At 34.8% G+C, this 20,476-nt stretch carries 22 protein-coding genes; 16 read left to right on the top strand and 6 right to left on the bottom strand.

Annotated elements, in window-relative coordinates; translation table 11 throughout:
• Positions 1–151 precede the first annotated feature (151 nt).
• Both KEM10_RS17340 and KEM10_RS17335 read left to right on the top strand, forming a co-directional pair.
• Positions 152–994 carry an SDR family oxidoreductase gene (locus KEM10_RS17340; protein ID WP_212217299.1) on the top strand — a complete coding sequence of 281 codons (843 nt, stop codon included), beginning with the start codon at positions 152–154 and terminating at the stop codon, positions 992–994.
• A gap of 69 nt (positions 995–1,063) precedes the next feature.
• Entirely contained in the window at positions 1,064–1,528 is a 465-nt protein-coding gene (locus KEM10_RS17335) for a hypothetical protein (protein WP_212217298.1), read from the top strand.
• A 79-nt stretch (positions 1,529–1,607) separates the two neighbouring features.
• On the opposite strand, the gene KEM10_RS17330 is transcribed toward KEM10_RS17335, so the two are convergent.
• Positions 1,608–3,062: a glycoside hydrolase family 30 protein gene (locus KEM10_RS17330; protein ID WP_212217297.1), complete on the bottom strand. Its 1,455-nt coding sequence runs from the start codon at positions 3,060–3,062 to the stop codon at positions 1,608–1,610.
• Between the two features lie 233 nt (positions 3,063–3,295).
• Here KEM10_RS17330 and KEM10_RS17325 point away from each other — a divergent pair, with 233 nt between their 5' ends.
• The gene (locus KEM10_RS17325; RefSeq protein ID WP_212217296.1) at positions 3,296–4,165 is read left to right on the top strand and encodes a 3-keto-disaccharide hydrolase; all 870 of its coding nucleotides are present in this window, start codon (positions 3,296–3,298) and stop codon (positions 4,163–4,165) included.
• Here the strand turns inward: KEM10_RS17325 and KEM10_RS17320 are convergent, their stop codons facing one another.
• On the bottom strand, positions 4,166–5,164 hold the full coding sequence (locus tag KEM10_RS17320; protein WP_212217295.1) for a diacylglycerol/lipid kinase family protein: 999 nt from the start codon (positions 5,162–5,164) through the stop codon (positions 4,166–4,168).
• Between the two features lie 16 nt (positions 5,165–5,180).
• A complete protein-coding gene (locus KEM10_RS17315; RefSeq protein WP_212217294.1) occupies positions 5,181–6,512 on the bottom strand; it encodes a DEAD/DEAH box helicase in 1,332 nt (443 codons plus the stop codon).
• Between the two features lie 185 nt (positions 6,513–6,697).
• On the opposite strand from KEM10_RS17315, the gene KEM10_RS17310 reads away from it, so the two are divergent.
• Genes KEM10_RS17310 through KEM10_RS17300 form a run of 3 tightly spaced genes read left to right on the top strand, consistent with a single transcriptional unit; the run spans position 6,698 to position 9,952 of the window.
• The gene (locus tag KEM10_RS17310) at positions 6,698–7,573 is read left to right on the top strand and encodes a nucleoside phosphorylase (RefSeq protein WP_212217293.1); all 876 of its coding nucleotides are present in this window, start codon (positions 6,698–6,700) and stop codon (positions 7,571–7,573) included.
• A gap of 3 nt (positions 7,574–7,576) precedes the next feature.
• Positions 7,577–8,464, top strand: coding sequence for a transglutaminase-like domain-containing protein (locus KEM10_RS17305; protein ID WP_212217292.1), 888 nt, complete (start codon positions 7,577–7,579; stop codon positions 8,462–8,464).
• A gap of 30 nt (positions 8,465–8,494) precedes the next feature.
• The gene (locus tag KEM10_RS17300; RefSeq protein WP_212217291.1) at positions 8,495–9,952 is read left to right on the top strand and encodes an aminoacyl-histidine dipeptidase; all 1,458 of its coding nucleotides are present in this window, start codon (positions 8,495–8,497) and stop codon (positions 9,950–9,952) included.
• 43 nt (positions 9,953–9,995) lie between these two features.
• On the opposite strand, the gene KEM10_RS17295 is transcribed toward KEM10_RS17300, so the two are convergent.
• Both KEM10_RS17295 and feoB read right to left on the bottom strand, forming a co-directional pair.
• Positions 9,996–10,196, bottom strand: a complete 201-nt coding sequence (locus KEM10_RS17295; RefSeq protein ID WP_212217290.1) for a FeoB-associated Cys-rich membrane protein — start codon at positions 10,194–10,196, stop codon at positions 9,996–9,998.
• 4 nt (positions 10,197–10,200) lie between these two features.
• Positions 10,201–12,672, bottom strand: a complete 2,472-nt coding sequence (gene feoB, locus KEM10_RS17290) for a ferrous iron transport protein B (protein ID WP_212217289.1) — start codon at positions 12,670–12,672, stop codon at positions 10,201–10,203.
• Positions 12,673–12,847: 175 nt separating this feature from the next.
• On the opposite strand from feoB, the gene KEM10_RS17285 reads away from it, so the two are divergent.
• Together KEM10_RS17285 and KEM10_RS17280 are read left to right on the top strand one after the other, a co-directional pair.
• Positions 12,848–13,555 carry a hypothetical protein gene (locus KEM10_RS17285; protein WP_212217288.1) on the top strand — a complete coding sequence of 236 codons (708 nt, stop codon included), beginning with the start codon at positions 12,848–12,850 and terminating at the stop codon, positions 13,553–13,555.
• A 29-nt stretch (positions 13,556–13,584) separates the two neighbouring features.
• A complete protein-coding gene (locus tag KEM10_RS17280; protein WP_212217287.1) occupies positions 13,585–13,896 on the top strand; it encodes a thiamine-binding protein in 312 nt (103 codons plus the stop codon).
• A gap of 37 nt (positions 13,897–13,933) precedes the next feature.
• On the opposite strand, the gene KEM10_RS17275 is transcribed toward KEM10_RS17280, so the two are convergent.
• Positions 13,934–14,302, bottom strand: coding sequence for a DUF3276 family protein (locus KEM10_RS17275; protein WP_212217286.1), 369 nt, complete (start codon positions 14,300–14,302; stop codon positions 13,934–13,936).
• A gap of 441 nt (positions 14,303–14,743) precedes the next feature.
• On the opposite strand from KEM10_RS17275, the gene nusB reads away from it, so the two are divergent.
• The 8 genes from nusB (at position 14,744) to KEM10_RS17235 (ending at position 20,090) form a co-directional block, all read left to right on the top strand.
• On the top strand, positions 14,744–15,637 hold the full coding sequence (nusB, locus tag KEM10_RS17270; RefSeq protein ID WP_244825972.1) for a transcription antitermination factor NusB: 894 nt from the start codon (positions 14,744–14,746) through the stop codon (positions 15,635–15,637).
• The gene (locus KEM10_RS17265; RefSeq protein ID WP_212217284.1) at positions 15,637–16,038 is read left to right on the top strand and encodes a DUF1573 domain-containing protein; all 402 of its coding nucleotides are present in this window, start codon (positions 15,637–15,639) and stop codon (positions 16,036–16,038) included. Before nusB ends, KEM10_RS17265 begins: the two co-directional genes overlap by 1 nt.
• Positions 16,039–16,062: 24 nt before the next feature.
• Positions 16,063–16,389: a preprotein translocase subunit YajC gene (yajC, locus tag KEM10_RS17260; protein ID WP_212217283.1), complete on the top strand. Its 327-nt coding sequence runs from the start codon at positions 16,063–16,065 to the stop codon at positions 16,387–16,389.
• Positions 16,390–16,439: 50 nt separating this feature from the next.
• A complete protein-coding gene (locus tag KEM10_RS17255) occupies positions 16,440–17,465 on the top strand; it encodes a YbbR-like domain-containing protein (RefSeq protein ID WP_212217282.1) in 1,026 nt (341 codons plus the stop codon).
• A 5-nt stretch (positions 17,466–17,470) separates the two neighbouring features.
• The gene (gene coaE, locus KEM10_RS17250; protein ID WP_212217281.1) at positions 17,471–18,046 is read left to right on the top strand and encodes a dephospho-CoA kinase; all 576 of its coding nucleotides are present in this window, start codon (positions 17,471–17,473) and stop codon (positions 18,044–18,046) included.
• 1 nt (position 18,047) lies between these two features.
• Positions 18,048–18,773: a TerB family tellurite resistance protein gene (locus tag KEM10_RS17245; RefSeq protein ID WP_212217280.1), complete on the top strand. Its 726-nt coding sequence runs from the start codon at positions 18,048–18,050 to the stop codon at positions 18,771–18,773.
• A 78-nt stretch (positions 18,774–18,851) separates the two neighbouring features.
• Entirely contained in the window at positions 18,852–19,277 is a 426-nt protein-coding gene (locus KEM10_RS17240; protein ID WP_212217279.1) for a DUF5606 family protein, read from the top strand.
• 111 nt (positions 19,278–19,388) lie between these two features.
• Positions 19,389–20,090: a hypothetical protein gene (locus tag KEM10_RS17235; protein WP_212217278.1), complete on the top strand. Its 702-nt coding sequence runs from the start codon at positions 19,389–19,391 to the stop codon at positions 20,088–20,090.
• Positions 20,091–20,476 lie beyond the last annotated feature (386 nt).

Raw genomic sequence — 20,476 nt, 5'->3', positions numbered from 1 at the left:
TAAACCAATGTCAAATTTATCTGTTTAGATTATACCAGTTAACATGTGTCAATTCTATTTCTTATCATAGGTCAAGTGTGCGAGGCTCGATTACACTGTACATTTGTATCAAAGAAATTACTTAAACAAAAACAATTAAAAACTTAAGAATATGAAATTAGGAGTTACAGGCGCAACAGGACAATTAGGACAATTGGTTGTTGAACAGTTGAAAAAAAGAGTAGCAAGTGAAGATGTGATTGCTTTGGTTCGTACACCAGAAAAAGCAAAATCATTAGGAGTTGAGGCAAGGGAATTTGATTATGCAAAACCAGAATTATTGGCTGCTCAGCTAGACGGAATTGATTACTTATTACTTATTTCTGGAAATGAGATAGGACAAAGAGCTATACAGCATTCAAATGTAATTGAAGCAGCTAAAAAAGCAGGTATTAAATGGATTGTTTACACTAGCTTATTACATGCAGAAGAATCATCGTTAAGCCTTGCCGGAGAACATTTGGCTACCGAGAAGGCACTGAAAGAGTCAGGTTTGGAGTATACTGTTTTGCGTAACGGTTGGTATTCCGAAAATTATACTGGTTCTATACCCGGTTCGGTTGAAGCAGGCGCTTTTGTGGGTAGTGCAGGTGATGGTAAAATTTCATCAGCAGCGCGTGTTGATTATGCGGAAGCAGCTGCAGTTGTTCTTTCTGATGATAGTCACAAAGGCAAAGTTTATGAATTATCAGGTGATAACGCTTATACCTTAACAGAGTTGGCAGAAGAAATTTCGAAACAAACTGGTAAGACTATTCCATACAGCAATATGCCGGAAGCCGAGTACTCTAAAGTATTGAAGAGTATTGGTATTCCTGAAGGTTTTGCCGATGCAATTGCAGGATGGGATGTAGGTGCCTCTAAAAATGATTTGTATGATGAAGGTAAGCAGCTTTCAGAATTAATTGGCAGACCCACAACGCCTATTAGTGAATCGGTGAAACAAGTACTTTAAAAAAGATTACTAACAATACTTTAAGGTTCTGTCGGTTTACACGGGCAGAACTTTTTTTATCCTTGAATGATGAAAGAACAAAATAAAAGACGATTACAAATAGGGCAGGATTACATTCAGTTTGATTTTATTCAGAATAATAGTATTGAAAAGGAAATGAAGCTTAAAATAGGTTATGATTTTATTATTCAGAAGTTTTTTAGGCATGATGTCCCTAATGAAGCAGAAATTGAATATGCCATAAACTATATTGAGGATGAATTGATGAGTAATAAAGCTTTACTAAATGTTGAAGATGAATTAACAACAAAGGATACGGCTATGATGGATCTGTTTCGAAAAAATGGATTGAATGAATCGAAATATGATCGTCAACGTGTTGAGGATTTGTTTAATCAGTACGCTTATATTATTATGGGTGCCTCTCCGGTTATTTCAGGAATTGATATTAATAAAAAGGATATAGCCGTGATATTGGTATTGAGAGAGATAATGCATCATCTTAATTTCAAGAGTATTGAGTTAACCGATTAATAAATAACTAATATTATAAAATATAAAAAAGAGGATCTCCATTTGGAAATCCTCTTCGAATCAAAAAATACTAAAGCTATTATTTGTATTTGATTACAAATGTTGATATGCTCTGCTTGGGAGCATTATAATGAAGAGCTTTTTTCTGTTTTGAATAGCCATTTGCAATGATTTCGCAATTTTCTTCTCTTGAAGTCCGATATAACTGAATGTCATAATTTTTAAATCCAATAGAGGATAGGTTTACTTCAAAAGTGTTTTCTTCACTAGATTCATTAAGTATTACGGCAATAATTTCTTTATCATCCGGACTTACCGCCATTAGAACTTTATTATCCTCCGATTCAATTATCGAATAACCTTGTTTGATAAAGCGTGTTACCTGCATGCGCACGTAGAATTGTTTCATAATTCGATACTTCTCTTTTTGGTGGTTAGCACTCATTAAGCCCCATACATCGCTGCCGTATTCTATTACCTGCCAATCAAGCCAAGCTGAAGGTTTCATAATTTGTAAATCGTCAAACATACGTTGTGCCATACCCAGGTTGCTCTCAAGTCCTCTTCCGGCAATACCAATGGGACCTGATTCGGATTGCCAGAAGGTTTTCCCCATTTTATCTGCCAATTGGCGAGCTTCTATACGGTCATTGTTGTTACCTCCATAACTATGTGTATTTATTTGCCCTAACATATCTTTAATGTCACCTGCTTTTAAGTATGCCTTCATGGTGCGGTTAAAGCCAGAAATATCTGTTTCATCAGATGCAGAAAGAACTGTATTTAAATCGGTAGCTTTTAATTTGGGATATAAAACCCGAAGAAATTCCATTTGAGCTTTAATGCTGAAGTGACATCCTTCCTGACCACCCATATGTCCCCAATAATTAGTTAATGGCTCATTAAATGGTTCCAGTGTTTTAAATTCTATATTGTATTTCTTTTTATAAAACTCGCAAACATCAATCAGGTAATCACCAAAAGCATTGTAATACTCCGGTTTTACATTATCTGCAGATGAAGGATTATTTCCTGCTGAGCAACCGCTGTACGTCATCCAATAAGGAGCTGAATTAGAAAAAGCTTCAAAAACAGCATCTTCTCTTTGAGCAGCTAGCTTAAGCATTATTTTACGCTGTCCGGCATCGGCCGACCAATCGTAATCAGCATCTTCAGAGGCTTTGAATCCTTGCATTTCAGCTCTTACTCCTTTCCCTTTTGCCATATGGCCCGGATTACCAGGTTGAGACAGGTGAGAAGGATCATCACCACCGCCAATGTTGTAGCGGAATATATTCATATTTAGTTGGTCGGGCGAGGTTATTAAATTAACTATTTCATCGATGGTTTCTTCGTCTTCCCATTGTCCCACCATGTGAGCCCACCAACACAATGATGTACCCCATCCTTCAATGGTTTGTAGTTTATTATCGGGATTGGGCTTTACTTTAATTGTTTCCTGAGATCTACCTACATGCGTAGCAAAGGCAAACAAAATTGCGATTAGTACTGATTTTTGTAATATGAATTTCATACAATTAAATTAAGATGTATTTTCAGTTATGGATTTTTTAGCCTAAAGCTCTACCTTTTAAGAAGCTTGCTTAATCGAAAATAGCGTATCTTACATTTAATTAATATCAATAAACAGGCATAAAGTGTCATTTTCTTGACATGAATTATTATATAATTACTATTGACTGATATGTGATGGAAGAGAGATTGTTACTATTATTTGTAACTTCACATATACTAAATACTTGCTTTATGAAAAAATGTCTCACCTCTATCTTGCTTTTATTATTATTCTCGATGTGCGATCAACCTCACGACAATTGGATAAATTTACTAGATGAAGATCTTTCACAGTGGGATACTTTCCTGAGTTATCGGCATAAATTAGGATATAACGGAGAGATACCAACAGATGATAAAGGGAATGAAGTTTTACCTATTGGCCTGAACCCAAATGGATACAATGTGTTTTCAATGATTAATGAAAACGATGAAAATATTTTAAGAGTGAGTGGTGAGATATATGGTTGCATTATTTCAAAAGAAGAATATGCAAACTATCATCTTAAACTTAAAGTGAAGTGGGGAGATAAAAAATATGAGCCGAGAAAAAAATTACTGAAAGATTCTGGAATCTTATATCATTCAATTGGTGATTATGGTGCCGATTATTGGCGCACCTGGATGTTATCTCAGGAACTGCAAATTATGGAAGGTCATATGGGTGATTATTGGAGTCAGTTGACCTCAGCTATTGATATTAAAGCTTATCTTCCTGAGTATATCATGAATCCGGTTGCCGATGAAAGTCAATCCTTTTTACCAATGGGACAAAATGAAGAGATTGCAGGTTTTTGCTTGAGAAGTGCTAATTACGAGAAACCAAATGGTGAGTGGAACACCATTGAGCTAATATGTTTTGAGGATAAAAGTTTGCATATTGTAAACGGTAATGTGGTAATGATATTACAGAACTCAAGATATATACATAATGGTAAGGCAAAATCCTTAACCAAAGGTAAAATCCAAATTCAGAGCGAAGCTGCAGAAGTTTTTTATAAAGACATTCAACTAAAACATCTTAATATGATGCCTGCAGAATACAAACATTTGTTTGATTGATTATTTGTCATCATTGCCCAACAAACCCTTTGGTAAATGAGGTAAGTTTGGGATATGGGGTAATGGCGGAATCAATTCTTTTAAAGTATTTAAAGGGTCGAAAAATGCATTTCTGTTGAAATCATCAGGAGGGACCACCACTTTTAATGATAAAGGATTGATTTCTATTTTAGCTTTTTGTCCTAATTTAACAGGTTCGCCATCAAGGTGTCCTAACATGGGTTCATCACATTCTATTTCAATATTTTTTGCTCGGGTAATAACATCATAAGGACGTTGATCAAGACTCTGGTCAAGCAAGCTGATTAAAAGGGCAGGAGCCGTAAACTTTGGAAATTCCTTTATAATACAAACATCAATTAATCCATCGTCAATTTTTGCTTGCGGTGCTATATGTACATTATTTCCCCATTGTGATGAATTGGCAAAACTAAGTAGAAAGGCAGGTAGTTTATATTTTTCACCCTCAATGGTAATGGTGTAGGTCTGTGATTGATAATTGGCAAATTCTTTAGGTATCATTTTCATGTATCCCAATGGACCGCGATCTTTTATATCGGCAAATTTATGACTGATGAAAGCATCAAATCCAATACCTGCAACATTTAATGATGCCTGACCATTTACACTTAAAGTATCAATGGTTTTAAACTTCATTTCGTTAATAACCTGAATGGCCCGGTTAATACGAAGCGGAATCTGCAGGTATCGAGCAAGTCCGTTACCCGAACCGGTAGGAATAATGGCCATTGCTGTTTTACTACCAATTAGTGCCGATCCAACTTCATTAACCGTTCCATCTCCACCTACAGCTACTACAATATCAAATTGTCCAATAGCTGCTTTCGATAATTCATGGGCATGGCCCCGATGTTGAGTATATTGGATTTCATATTCACCTTTTTCGTTATTAAAATCTTTACTCAGCAGATTTTCTATGGTTTTTTGTTTACCAATTCCCGAAATAGGATTTATTAAAAAAAGGATCTTTCTTTTCATTGAAATGGATGGTAGATTATTTTCGCTTCTGACCTCTGGTTTTTGGCTTTTTGTATTTGGCAGCTAATTTACGTCGGTAAGAGCCTCCCAAATTAACTTTTTTGTTTTTTTCTTTCTTCTCGTGAAAAGCAGGACCACTTTGAATTACAGGTTTGGGAGCTTTGTTTACTTTTAATCCAGCCAATACTTCTTCTTCGGATGGAAGCAGCATTTCAGAAACCTTCACTTCAGCCGGTAATGGTTCAAGAGTTACTGTTTTTTTCATTAACTTTTGTACCGCTTCCCATTGCTCCATTTCATCATCCGATATAAAAGCAATAGCTAACCCTTCAGCATCGGCTCTACCCGTTCGGCCAATACGATGAATATATGATTCTGGTACTTCCGGCATATCATAGTTAACTACATGACTAACATGTTGGATGTCCATACCCCTGGCAATAACATCAGTGGCGATTAAAACTCTGCGATCACCATTTAAAAACTCTTCTACAGTTCTAAAACGGTTATTCTGCGATTTGTTAGAATGTATAACTCCAATTGCCTCAGGATAGCTCTGATCCAATTCATTAAATAAAAGATCGGCTATTTGTTTGTTCTTAACAAATACCAATACCTTATTCATCGATTCATCAGTGTTGAGTAAGTGAATCAGTAAATTACGCTTGGTATAGAAGTTAGGAGCCATATATCCACTTTGGAAAATGTTCTCCAAAGGTGTTCCGGTAGCTGCCACTTCAACTCTTTCTGGTTGATAAAAATGATGAGCGATAAGTTGATCTACATCTTCGGTGGTGGTAGCTGAAAACATCAGGTTTTGACGTTTTTCGGGCAGTAGATCCATTATTTGCTCTAACTGAGATCTGAAGCCTAAGTTCAGCATTTCATCCACTTCATCAATAACCAGTTTTTGAATGGTTTTCAATCGCAAAACACCGGTTAATGAAAGATCTATTAAACGACCAGGAGTAGCCACCAACACATCCAATCCTTCATATACCAATTCTTTTTGTGTATTGATATTGGTACCACCATATACACCACCAATTCTCACGTTCATGTATTCGGTAAGCTTTTTAAACTCGCCTGCTACCTGTTCAACCAATTCGCGGGTTGGAACCAATACCAAAATGCGCGGATGGCGTTGTTTTGAGAATTTTAGTTGACGTAAAATAGGTAATATGTAAGCAAAGGTTTTTCCTGTTCCGGTTTGAGCAATACCTACCATGTCGCGTCCTGACATGATAACCGGGAATGCTTTTTCCTGTATAGGAGTTGCCTCATCATATCCCAAGTCATTTAAGGCGTTAAGAAGTACTGTGTTGATATTTAATTCCGAGAATTTCACTGTATCATTTTTTAATTCGACTACAAAAGTACATTGTTTAATGCTATTCTTCTAATTACATTGTAAAAATGCTGCATTAGTATTGTGTTCTTTTTAATATTTCAATCAAACTCGGGTTTAATAGTGATTATTGCCTTCCTTTTTCTCGAAAAAAAATCATTAATTTGAACTAAAATTAAGTTAACATGAGAAAAATAGAAGCTTCAGAATTAATCATCAACAATGATGGAAGTGTTTTTCATCTGCATTTAAAACCTGGTGAAATAGCTGAAAATATAATACTTGTAGGTGACCCGGGGCGTGTTGAAATAGTAGCCAGCTTCTTTGATGAAATTGAATTAAAGCGATCTAATCGAGAGTTTGTTTCCTGTACCGGAAAATATAATGGCAAGCGTATTACAGTGGTTGCGACGGGTATTGGTACTGATAATATTGATATTGTGGTAAATGAGCTGGATGCTCTTATGAATATCGATTTTGAAACAAGAACTGTTAAGCCAGAAAAGACTTCTATAAATTTTGTAAGGATTGGTACTTCCGGTTCACTGCAAGAAGATTTGCCGGTTGATACCTGGTTATTAAGTGATAAAGGAATTGGTTTTGATGGATTATTGAATTTCTATGCGAACAGAGATAGTGTTTGCGATATTGATTTTGAAGCGAATTTTAAACAAAGCTTGAATTGGAATCCTCAATTAACTTCACCATATGTAATTAATGCCGCTGATGATTTATTAATAAAACTCGAAGGTCCGGAAGTTGTTAAAGGAATCACTATTTCAGCTCCTGGCTTTTACGGTCCGCAAGGGCGTGTTTTACGTTTAGAGTTAGCTGATCCGGATATTAATGAGAAAATTACTAACTTTAGATATAACGATTTAAGAGTAACCAATTACGAAATGGAATGCTCTGCTATTTATGGCTTAAGTGCATTGCTTGGGCATCATGCAGCAACTGTTTGCGTTATTATTGCTAATCGCTTGGCTGGAACTGCAAGTAAGGATTATAAGCCAGTAGTGAAAGAGTTGATTAAATATGTGTTGAATAAACTTACAAAATAGTTGATGAAGAAGGAAAGGATAAAAGCTCTAATCACTTTGTTAGACGATCCTAATGAAGAGGTTTTTTCTTCAGTTGAGAATGAATTACTGAAGGAAAGAGTGGATATCGTGCCCGAATTGGAAGAAGCCTGGGAAAACTCATTGGATAATCTTTTTCAGGAAAGAATAGAGACCATAATTCATAATATTCAGTTGCAGGATATTTTTATAGAATTAAAGAAATGGTTAAAGACAGATCATAGTAATCTGCTCCAAGGTGTTTATCTTGTATGTAAGTATCAGTACCCTGAGCTTCAGCTATCAAATATTACTGATGTTTTGTCAGACTTAAAGAAAGAGATTTGGCTGCAACTAAACGAGCATTTAACATCACTTGAGAAAGTACGGGTTATCAATCATATTTTATTTGATAATCATAAATATTCGCGTAATACTAATCGCTTTTTGGCGCCGGAAAATAATTTTATAAGCGAAGTTTTAACTACGCGAAAAGGAAATCCAATTTCTTTATCAATTATTTATTCGCTTTTGTGCAATCAGTTGGGAATGCCAGTTTTTGGTGTAAATCTGCCTAAAAACTTCATTCTGGCTTTTATGGATGAATCAGGGATTGTTGAAGAAGGAGAGATTGTTGATACCAGTTCGGTAATGTTTTATATCAATCCTATAAATAAAGGTGCCGTGCTAGGGAGAAAAGAAATTGAATATTTCATAAAACAGCAAAAGTTAGAACCCAAAGAAGAATATTTTCTGCCATGCGATAATCCGGTAATCATACGTAGGTTATTCAATAACCTGGTTAATGCATATGAAAATAAAGGGGATGAAAACAAAAAAAAGGAGATAATGCATCTGCTTACCTTATTTAAAAATTACGAGCAACCTAAATAAGTTTAACCTAATTAATAAATACTTATTCAAATGGGTAAATTATCACATCTTGAACCCAATACAATTTGGAACTATTTTGAAGAAATATGTCAGGTTCCAAGACCCTCAAAAAAAGAAGAAAAAATTATACAGTTCTTGCTTGATTTCGCAGAAAAGAATGAGTTAGAAGCAAAGAAAGATCATATTGGCAATGTTTTAATTAAGAAGCCTGCCTCCAAAGGTATTGAGAATTTGAAATCGGTGGTTTTACAGTCGCATATCGATATGGTTTGTGAAAAAAACAGCGATACTAAATTTAATTTCGATACCGATGCCATAAAGCCTATTGTCGACGGCGAATGGGTAAAAGCTGAAGGTACAACTTTAGGTGCAGATGATGGAATTGGTATAGCTGCCCAAATGGCTATTCTTGCGTCTGACAATATTGAACATGGTCCTATCGAATGTTTATTCACAGTAGATGAGGAAACAGGTTTAACAGGTGCGTTTGAGCTTAAAGAAGGCTTCTTTGATTCTCGAATTTTGCTTAATCTTGATTCTGAAGATGAAGGAGAATTGTTTATTGGATGTGCTGGGGGAGTAGATACTATTGCTGAATTTCCGTTTTTATATGAAAGTACTCCAAAGAATGGATTTGCCTTCAAAGTTACTGTTACGGGATTAAAAGGAGGTCATTCCGGTGATGATATTGAAAAAGGATTAGGAAATGCCAATAAAATATTAACACGTTACTTGTGGGAAATGCAGCGCGATTGCGAAATGCGTTTAAGTAGTATTGATGGAGGTAACCTTCGAAATGCGATTGCACGGGAGGCTACCGCTATTTGTGTGGTTCCATCTAAGTACAAAGAGCAAAGCAGAATTTCTCTAAATATTTTGTTTCATGATGTGCAAATGGAGTTAAAAACAACAGAACCTCAATTAAGAATGAAACTGGAATCGGTTGATTTACCTGCAAAAGTAATTAATCAGGAGGCCCAGAATAATCTGTTGAATGCTTTGTATGCCTGTCCTCATGGTGTGATGGTTATGAGCAGGGATATTGAAGGTTTAGTTGAAACTTCAACAAATTTGGCATCAGTAAAAATGAATACCGATGTTATTTTGGTAACAACTAGTCAACGTAGTTCAGTTGAAAGCTCAAAAGACGATATTGCTCAAATGGTAGAATCGGTATTTACCTTAGCCGGTGCTGAAGTTAGACATACCGATGGTTATCCTGGCTGGACGCCAAACACTGATTCCGAAATATTGAAAGTTACCAAAGACTCGTATATTAAATTATTCGATAAAGAACCTTTGGTTCGTGCTATTCATGCAGGATTGGAATGTGGTTTGTTTCTGGAAAAATATCCGGGAATGGATATGATATCATTTGGACCTACTATTAAAGGGGCACATTCGCCAGATGAACGAATTAATATTGAAACCGTACAAAAATTTTGGGATCATCTCTTAGATGTCTTAAAAAACATACCTGAAGAATAAGCAAAAAGCCCGGTTTCAATTTACCGGGCTTTTGTTTTTACGTTTATTTTTCTTCAAGCAAAGTTGGAAACCTGCCTTTCTTTATATCTTTAAATAAATCTGTTTTGGCATCACAGGAAGGGCAAGCACCTGCAGGTCCGCATACCGAACCACCTTTAACAGGTTTAAATATTCGGTAGAAGAAAATAAATACCTTATAAAAGGCCCATGCTACAACCAGATATGTTAGAATTTCCTGAATCATAGAGCTAAAACAACAATCCTCCAATATGGTTCACTGCAAATGCCAGAATCCAGGCTAATCCTGTTGTGTAAAAGATAGTAAACAAAGCCCATTTCCATGATCCGGATTCTTTTTTAATTGCTGCAATAACGGCAACGCATGGAAAATAAATGAGTATGAATACAAGAAAAGCAAGTGCATTTACTTTATTAAATACTTTGCTACCATCAACATGCCTCTCATCTCTTAAACGGCTGATAAGTTGAGAACTGTTCTCATCACCTTCTTCACTTTGATAAAGTACAGCCATTGTACTCACAACAATTTCTTTGGCTGCAATACCGGTTATTAAACTAACTCCCATTTTCCAGTCAAAACCTAATGGTTCAATTACAGGTTCAATTATTTGCCCTAGATGACCAATATACGTTTCTTCTTGTTGTTTACTTAACTTTTCAATATGCAATGAGTCGATGTTTTTTAGTAGTACTTCTTTTTCCAGTGCGGAACTACTATCCATGCCAGCTTGCAATTGCTCAATCTGTGCGTCGTATTTTTTTGCAATTTCTTTGTTTTGAGGAAAGTACCCCAGGAACCATATAATTACTGATGCCACCAATATGATACCACCCATCTTTTTAAGATATTGATATCCTTTGTGCCACATATGGCGCAATGTATTTCGAATAGTTGGAACACGGTAAGGAGGAAGCTCCATTACAAACGGTACATCGTCATGCTTAAACAGAAATCGTTTAAATAAACGAGCCATTATTACAGCTATCAGAATACCTCCTCCATACATGGCAAACAGAATGGTGCCGGCATTATTAGGGAAGAAAGCTCCTATAATAAGAATGTAAACCGGTAAACGGGCACTGCACGACATAAATGGATTAATCAACATTGTAAGAATCCGATTGTTACGATTCTCTATGGTTCGTGTTGCCATAATGGCGGGCACATTACAACCAAAACCCATTACCAATGGAATAAACGACTTACCATGTAAGCCCATTTTATGCATTATTCTATCCATGATAAAAGCAGCACGAGCCATATAGCCAGTGTCTTCCATAAAGGATATAAACAGGAACAGAATAAGAATATTGGGTAAAAAGATGATTACCCCACCAACACCTCCGATTATTCCATCCACCAAAAGATGTTTAAATGAACCTTCAGGCATTACATTAGTCAATAAATCTGATAAAGCCCCCACACCGGCATCAATCCAGTTCATAGGATACTCTCCTAATCGGAATGTGGCTAAAAACATAACCCACATGAAAAGGATGAAGAACGGAAAACCCAGGTATTTGTGGGTGAGAATATTATCTATAAGTTCCGTTTTTCGTCTCCTTGTTCGGGGCTTTTCTTCCAGGGTTTCTTTTAAAGCTCCTGCAACAAAACCAAATTTGGCATCAGTGATTAGCGTTTCTGTATCCTCACCGGTTCGTTTTTCAATTTTATTGATTTGATTCTCGATTTCAACAACCAGATCCTGGTAAATTTCTTTTTTCGATAAGAAATCCATCAGTTGATTATCTTTTTCTAAAGCTCTAACTGCAATGTATCGGGGTGACATTCGGTTTTTTAAGTCACCACTTTGAACTCTTAAATGAGGCTGAATCTTTTTTATGGCATTTTCAATTAAATCGCCATAGTTTATATGTATGTGCCTTACAATAGGTTCTTTGTCTTCATATACATCTATCAATTTATTAAATAGATCATCCAGTCCTTTGCCTTTTGAACCAACAGTAGGAACAAAAGGAATACCCAACATTTTACCTAGTTTGGAATAATTAAATTTATCGCCTTTGCGTTCCAGTTCATCAAACATGTTTAAGGCAACTACAACCTTAACATCTAAATCTATTAATTGTGTTGTTAAAAAAAGGTTGCGTTCAATATTGGAGCTATCCACAACATTTACAACAATATCTGGTGTTTCACCCAAAATATATTCCCGAACGTACGTTTCTTCAGGTGTATAGGCCGAAATGCTATAGGTTCCCGGTAAATCAATAATATTGAATTTGAATCCCTTATGCTGAAAAGTTGCCAGCTTGGAATCAACAGTTACTCCGCTGTAATTGCCAACATGTTCTTTGGCGCCACTGGCAAAATTAAATATTGTGGTTTTGCCGCAGTTGGGATTTCCAACCAAGGCAATATTGATGGTTTTGTGCTTGTGGGTTACCGATTGTTTAAGTAAATCATCACCAAAAGTGCCGTGATATTCAAGCGGAGCTAACTCCTTAGCTTCTTCCTTGGTTACTACTTCAATCAAATCCGCTTCGCTTCGGCGAAGAGATATTTTATATTCAAGAATTTGGTATTCAATAGGATCTTTAAGTGGAGCATTTTTAATTACCTTCACTTTTTTCCCCTTTACAAAACCCATTTCTAATATGCGCTTTCGAAAGGCTCCATGTCCCTTGACTTTTACGATTACGCCTTCCTTGCCATTAGTTAGTTCTGATAATTTCATTCAAAAAATACTCCCAAACTTGAAACGTCTTGTTAATAATTTCGTTTACAAAAATAGATTACACGATTGGTTGTTACAATACCAACATATTGGGATTCTTTATTGTTGAATTTTTTTGTATAGCCGATTGTATAAAACTCAATTTTGACATTAAGGGTGATAAAGATAATAATAAATGGAAAGTTATAAAGAGAAGATAAAACAATATGGTAATAACATAATGGTATTAGAAGAAGAGATAGATCTGAAGTTGCAGACAGAATACCTAAAAGAAAGTGCTGTTGTGAAAAAGGAAATCGATCAGACTCAGGTTTTAAAAGATAAAAACAAATTGTTTGATGATGGAATGAGTTTGAACGAAAAGCGTAAACTACTTACTAAATTGGCATCTATTAACGAAGTTGAAGCCTTTCGAACTTTGGAAGCGTACCGTAATAAACCCGATAAATCATTGATGGAATGGAGTGTACTTGCTTATCAGGAGAGTAAAATGTTATTACAAAGTACTTTAATGGATAAGCCTCCTTTATTTATATCTACCGGGTTAGGAGGGAAAGGAATGAAGCTTCGTTATTTTGTGGTGATAAAAGCTCAGGCAAAAAAATATTTTACCGATTTTCAACAGCAAATTATTATCCAGGAATTAGATTATGCTTTTAATAAAAATAAAGCAGAATTGGAGGACCTTCGCTTTTTTGGTTACTTTGCCACGATTACAGCTTTAGTGCCTCTTGAAACAGGATTGAAAAAACTCTTTGCCGACATTATTAAAAGTTGTAATGAAATGGGTGATTTTGTTGATACAGGTATGCTAATTACTAATTCGGCAAAACCAACGTTAAATCAAATTAAAAAGGCCATCGATTCTTCAAATAAAAAGTAAAACAAAGATGGCTGCAGAAATATAAAACAATGAAAGATAAACAAGTTAATGTAGCCATTCAGGTTTTGCCATTTGCAAATCCTTCAGAAACATATTCAATAGTTGACAAAGCAATAGCTGTTATTGAACAATCGGGTTTAAAATATAGAGTTACTCCGTTTGAAACAGTTATTGAAGGTAAATATTCTGAAGTAATGGAAGTAGTTTTAAAAGCACAGGAAGCCTGTTATGATGGAAGGGCAGAAAGTGTGCTTTGCAATTTAAAAATTCAATCACATTCTCAAAAAGAGGTTACTATTGAAGATAAAACCGGAAAATATGATAATAAAAAAGGCTGTTAAAACAGCCTTTTTTTATTTTTTTATAACAATCTAATTGTTATTCATGTAAATCTTCAAACTCAACACTTGTATATTCCTTAGAAGAGATAGGTTCTTCTTGAAGAACTTTGTCTGTTTGAGGTGCCTCAAAGTGTTGGTTCTTTTTAATGAAATCAATAGTTTCCTGAAGACCATCGGCAAACTTGTCGAAATCTTCTTTATATAAGAAAACCTTATGTTTTTCAAAATGATACCTTCCATCCTGATCGTATCTCTTTTTGCTTTCAGTAATGGTTAAGTAATAATCTTCTTTTCGTGTAGCCTTTACATCAAAGAAGTATGTGCGTTTTCCTGCCCTTACTGCTTTCGAAAAGATCTCCTCTCTTTCATTCTTTTCAATTTCTTCTTTTTTATCAAATCCTTCCATTGTGTTTTTTGCGTTTAGGAAACATATTGTATGGTTCAAAAGTGGTAAATATTTCGGTATTAACCAATCTTTTTTTACAAAAATTCGATGTTTTTTAATTTTATTCACATCATTTCGCATTGAATAAAATAATGCAAATGTTTGATTAAATAAGGCATCTGCGATTGATGAGAGACTAGATTATTAATGATTAAAAAATAACCTTTGTATAGATATGAATTACAGTATTTTTCAAGTGACTATTTAATAAAATATTTAAAACTATTTATTTGTATTTTATACAGTTGTCTTCTTTGTAAGGAATTACTGTTTTTTTAACAATTATTTTTCTTCATAAATTGAAGATTATCCACTAAAAAAACTCTACTTTTGCAGCAATAGTAAAAAAAAAGTTCTTATAGGATGTTAAGTAGAAGATTGTTAAGGGTAAAGGTTATGCAAATGGCTTACGCACATCACCAAAAAGGTGAATCATCCATTCAGCAAACCGAAAAAGAGTTGTTTCATAGCATTACCAAATCTCACGAGTTATATCATACTTTCCTGTTGCTAATGCTTGAATTGAAGACATTTGCAGAAAAAAGGATTGAGTTACGAAAACAAAAGAAGCGTCCTTCTGAAGATGACTTAAATCCCAATCTGCGATTTGTTGAAAATGCCTTATTAGTACAGTTAGCCGACAATAATGAGCTATTAGCTTATAATGCAAAAAATGGTAATCCTTGGGTTAACAATCCAGAAGTAGTTAAAGGTGTATTTGAAGCAATCACGAAATCTCAATTGTATATTGATTACATGGAAACTGAGCCGGGTGATTATGCTGTAGATACTAAATTTATTGCTAAGTTAATTGAGAAGGTAGTAGCTCCATACGATGGTTTGTTTTCATTGTTTGAAGAGCAAAGTGTTTACTGGAATGATGAGATTGAATTTATCATCTCAATGGTTGTAAAAACGGTTAAAGGCTTCTCGCAAGAAAACGGAGCTGATGAGCACCTTCTGCCTGAGTTCAAAGATGAAGAGGATGAGGATTTTGTAAAGCAGTTGTTGCGTAAAACACTTGTTAATCAAAAAGAAAACATGGAGTTGATTAAGAAGTTTACTAAAAACTGGGATTACGATCGTGTGGCCTATATGGATATAGTTTTAATGCAAATTGCAATTGCTGAAATAGTAGAGTTTAAAAATATTCCGGTCAATGTTTCATTAAATGAATATATCGAAATTGCTAAGTTTTATTCAACCAATAAAAGTGGGTTGTTTATTAATGGTGTGCTGGATAAAATTGTAGATCATTTAATCGAACAAAAAGTTATTAATAAACCAAAGGCTTAATGAATTTTCGATTTGTTTTCAATTTATTCTTTATTGCTTTGTTATTTCTGGTTTCGTGCCATAATAAAGTGTCAACCAAAAGAGGAATAAGTAAAGGATTTGTTGAATTCAAAGAAAAATCTTTTAGTTTTGGAGCGTTAAAAGAAGGCGATGTAGTAGGTCATCGCTTTATTTTTGTCAACTCAGGAACCGAACCTGTTTTAGTATTAAATGTTGAAAAAAGCTGCGGATGCACAGATGTTAAATATCCGCAAGAGCCTGTTAGAGCCGGTGATTCTTCTTTTGTTGAATTGGTTTTTGACACCAGAGGATGGCAGGGGCGACAGGTTAAGCAAGTCAAAGTTCTTACCAATGATTCCATTGGAGTTCGAGAATTGAGAATTTGGGCTGATGTAAATTAAAAAATTGAAATATAATAGAGAGTTATGAATTTATTGAACGTATTTTTAAGCTTGCCACCTCAGGCTGCTGAAGGAGGTAATCCATTATTAAACTTTGCACCTTTTATTTTAATTATCGTAGTATTTTATTTCTTTATGATTCGCCCACAGATGAAGCGTCAAAAGGAATTACGTAAATACCGCGAAGCTTTGAAAAAAGGTGATAAAGTAATTACTACTGGCGGAATTTATGGTAAAGTTTCAGAAGTAAAAGATGCTCATGTTATTGTTGAAATAGCTGATAATGTAAAAGTTAAAATGGATAAGTCTGCCATTGTTATGGACATGACTGACGTGGCAACTAACAAGTAATTTTTTTTTAAAAGACCATTGTTTACATTTGTGTATCAATGGTCTTTTTTATGGATAAAATGAAGGCTTTATATAGCCGGTACCTCACATATTTAAAAGCTCGTATAAAAGAGTTACGAGAGGATAGAAATGCCTTAATATTTTTATTCTTTCTCTTTCTATCTACCTGTTTCTGGATACTCAATGCTTTAAGTAAAGATAATTATACAACAGAATTAAAGTATCCAATTCGCTATACCAATAGTAACAAAGATGAACTTATAACTGGTGACGTACGTCGCGACTTGACTTTAAAGGTTCGGGGCGGTGGCTTTTCAATTCTTAATTATCATTTAAACGAAAAGTTTTTAACTCAAACTATTGATTTAACAGGATTGCCTCGGGTAAAATTAAAAGGCTCCGAAGGTGTTATTATCTCTACCAAAGAATATCAGAACAGAATTGAAGGAAAACTTGCTACCGGTATGTCATTAGTTGACATTTCACCAGATACACTTTTTGTTCCTTTGGTTGATAATTTATACAAAAAGTTACCTGTTGTACTGGATGCCAAAATAGATTTTGCTCAGCAATGTCAGTTGGCGGGCCGTATCACCATTCAGCCAGATTCTATTACTGTATCTGGTCCCAGCAATATATTGGATACTTTAACTGCCATCCAAACCAAAGGTCAATTATTCTCAGAACTGAAGGATACTTTAAAGCGTAATGTTGGTTTGAAAGAAGTAGATTGGTTGACATACTCTTCTAAAAGGGTAGTTATTAATATACCAGTGGAACCTTTTACCGAAGCATCTGTACAGGTGCCTATACATGCAGAAGGTTTACCGGATTCATTACAATTAAAAGCATTTCCGTCAGAAGTTAATGTATCCTATCGTTTAGGTTTATCAAAGGCTTCCTATAAACCTTCCGATTTCTCGTTTGCACTTGATTTTTCTGTTGTTGATTTAAATAATTTACCGCATAGAGTAAAGGTGAAGTTGAAAAGAAAACCTTCCCAAATTGGACAAATGTCTTATACGCCTTTGTTTGTTGAGTTCTTATTAGAGAAAAACAGTAAGTCTTCAAATTAAAAATCATGTTGAAAGTTGGTTTAACAGGAGGTATAGGTAGTGGCAAATCCACAGTTGCCCAATTATTGGAGGTTTTGGGAGTGCCGGTATATTATGCCGATGATAGGGCAAAGCAAATAATGAATACGCAGATTGAAGTAGTTGCTCAAATTAAGCAGTTGTTGGGAGAGGAGGCTTACCAAAACAAGGTTGTTAATCGTACGTTTGTTGCCCAAATGGTGTTTAATGATAAGGTTTTGCTTCAGAAATTAAATCAGATCGTACATCCAGCTGTAAAAAACGACTTTGAGCAATGGTGTCGATTTAATTCTAACTCAAAAATAGTTGTGCAAGAAGCAGCTATACTTTTTGAGAATGGTGGCTTTAAAAAGTTTGATAAAATGATACTTGTAACAGCTCCGGTTGAAACTAGAATAAATAGAGTCATGCTGCGTGATAATGTATCAAAGGAGAAAGTTATGGAGCGAATGAATAATCAATGGACTGATGAACAGAAGATTGAGTTGGCTGATAAGATAATTGTAAATGATGATAAACAATCAGTGATTGAACAAACAATAGAACTGATAAAAGAACTTTAATATGGGATTTTGGGGATCGTTACTAGGAGCAGGATTAGGTTGGTGGACATTAGGACCAATTGGTGCTATCATGGGATTAGTGTTTGGTCATATGACTGAAGAGCAGTCTGGTTTCCTAAACCAGGAAAAGGACAGAAATTCACAATCACGTAATGGTTTCTTGGCCTCTTTATTAATTTTGGTAGCTGCCGTTATGAAAGCAGACGGCAAAGTTGTAAAGGCTGAATTAGAATTTGTGAAAAGAAGTCTGGTTCTGACTTTTGGAGAAAAACAAACAGCCGATGCCTTGCTTTTATTACGAGATATCTTAAAACAGGATATTCCAGTACGTGACGTGGTTCATCAAATTAGAGTTAATGTACCCTATGATTCAAGATTACAGTTATTACATTTATTATATGGTATAGCTAAGGCTGATGGTCATTTTTCAGAAGAAGAAAAACATCTTATTGTGTCTATCGCTCAAGGCTTGGGTATTTCCACTTCCGATTTTGAATCAATAAAAGGTACTTTTGGAACAGATTTAAAATCATCTTACAAAGTGTTAGAGATTGAGGAGGCAGCTTCTGATGATGAAGTGAAGAAAGCTTATCGTAAAATGGCCGTTCGTTTTCACCCTGATAAAGTTGCTCATTTGGGAGATGATATAAAAAAGACAGCTGAAGAGAAGTTTAAAAGCGTCAATGAAGCCTACAATAAGATAAGAAAAGAAAGAAACATGAAATAGGACTGATGATATCGTTGAGTTTTATTTTGGATAAAGAGGATTAATTTTATTTTTGCAGCAAAATTAAAAACGGAATTTATGTTGAAAGGATTATTAGCCATTTCAGGACAACGTGGTTTGTTTAAAATGGTTTCTCAGGCAAAGAATTCGATTATTGTTGAGTCGTTATTAGACGGGAAACGTATTCCAGCTTACGCCACTTCGCGCATTAGTGCCCTTGAAGATATCTCAATTTACACTGAAGAAGAAGATGTAAAATTAGCAGATGTGTTCAAAGCCATTTACGAAAAAGAGGATGGGGGTAAAGCAATTGATCCAAAAAGTTCGGGCAATGAGCTAAAGAATTATTTCGAAGAGATTTTACCTTCGTATGATAAAGACAGGGTTTATGTTTCAGATATTAAAAAGGTATTAACCTGGTATAATATCCTAATCGAAAATGATTTGATTGATCCTAATGCAGTAGATGAAGAAGCTGAGGAAGAAAGCGAATCTGCAGAGTAATCTTTGTAATAAGATATAAAAAAGGAGATGGCATTGATGTCATCTCCTTTTTTTATGTTTTTGTATTTTATTTATATTCGCTTTAATTATTTAACCTCTTAAGCTTAATTTATGAGAAAGTTACTTTTTATTGCCGCAATATTTCTTTTTGCAGGAAATGTTCAATCACAGACAGATGTATACAGTATATCAAGTGGAGAATTGATATTTGGTTGGGCAGATGTTGAGTCAGATGGACAAAACTTAGCCAATAACATGCGTTTTACTGCTTTTCTTCATTTGGGGCAATATGTGCATTTCGATTTTAGTAATGCTATTGGTATATATTCTGGTGTTGCACTGCGTAATATTGGTTTTATTACCGAAGATGATGCATTAGATTTAGAAAAAGAAAAACATCGCTCTTATACTTTGGGTATGCCGGTTGCTCTTAAGCTGGGATCTTTTCGAAATAACACATACATATATGGAGGTGCAGAATACGAATTGTTGTTTCACTATAAATATAAATACTGGGAGGATGGTCAAAAATATAAAACATCGGAATGGTTTAGTAACCGAACCAACCGGTTTGTGCCATCATTGTTTGCTGGAATTCAACTTCCCAAAGGTTTAAATTTGAAATTCAAATACTATTTAGATGATTTTCTGAATACTGATTTTAAAAAGGGAGACAATCCTCGGAATGATTATTCGCGATTTGGAAAAACGCAAATGTTTCATGTATCGCTTTGCTGGCAAATCAATACCAAAGACATTAGAAAAGTATGGGATTGGGAATATGAATCTGAATCGATGGCAAGGATAAAATAAGCTTTGATTACTTAAATGATATAAAGGTGCAATTATTTTGCACCTTTTTTATTTTACTAACTTCTTTATTACTATGCTCAAAACACAAATTAACATACCTTACCTTCAAAAAGATTGGATTTTGATTTGGTCCTTTCAAAAATAACCGCTTATTTTGCATCCGCTTTTGAGAACAAGGGTTCTAAAGAAAAGCAGAGCAGGCGGGCGATACAGAACGTTTGTGCATATTGAAAGTAAAGAAAGAGAGAAGGGATTTTGAACTAATTTTTAGTTCGCTGCATTTAATAAAAGGCTAAGTGACGGCGAAGAAAAAAAACTTCAAAAAAACTTTTGGAATTTAGAAATTAAATTCTTTATCTTTGCAGCCGCTTTTGAGGATAACGATT

This window comes from Carboxylicivirga linearis, from assembly GCF_018271995.1.
Classification (GTDB): domain Bacteria; phylum Bacteroidota; class Bacteroidia; order Bacteroidales; family Marinilabiliaceae; genus Carboxylicivirga; species Carboxylicivirga linearis.
Note: the sequence above shows the minus strand (reverse complement) of the source record. Positions and strands in the feature narration are given on the sequence as shown.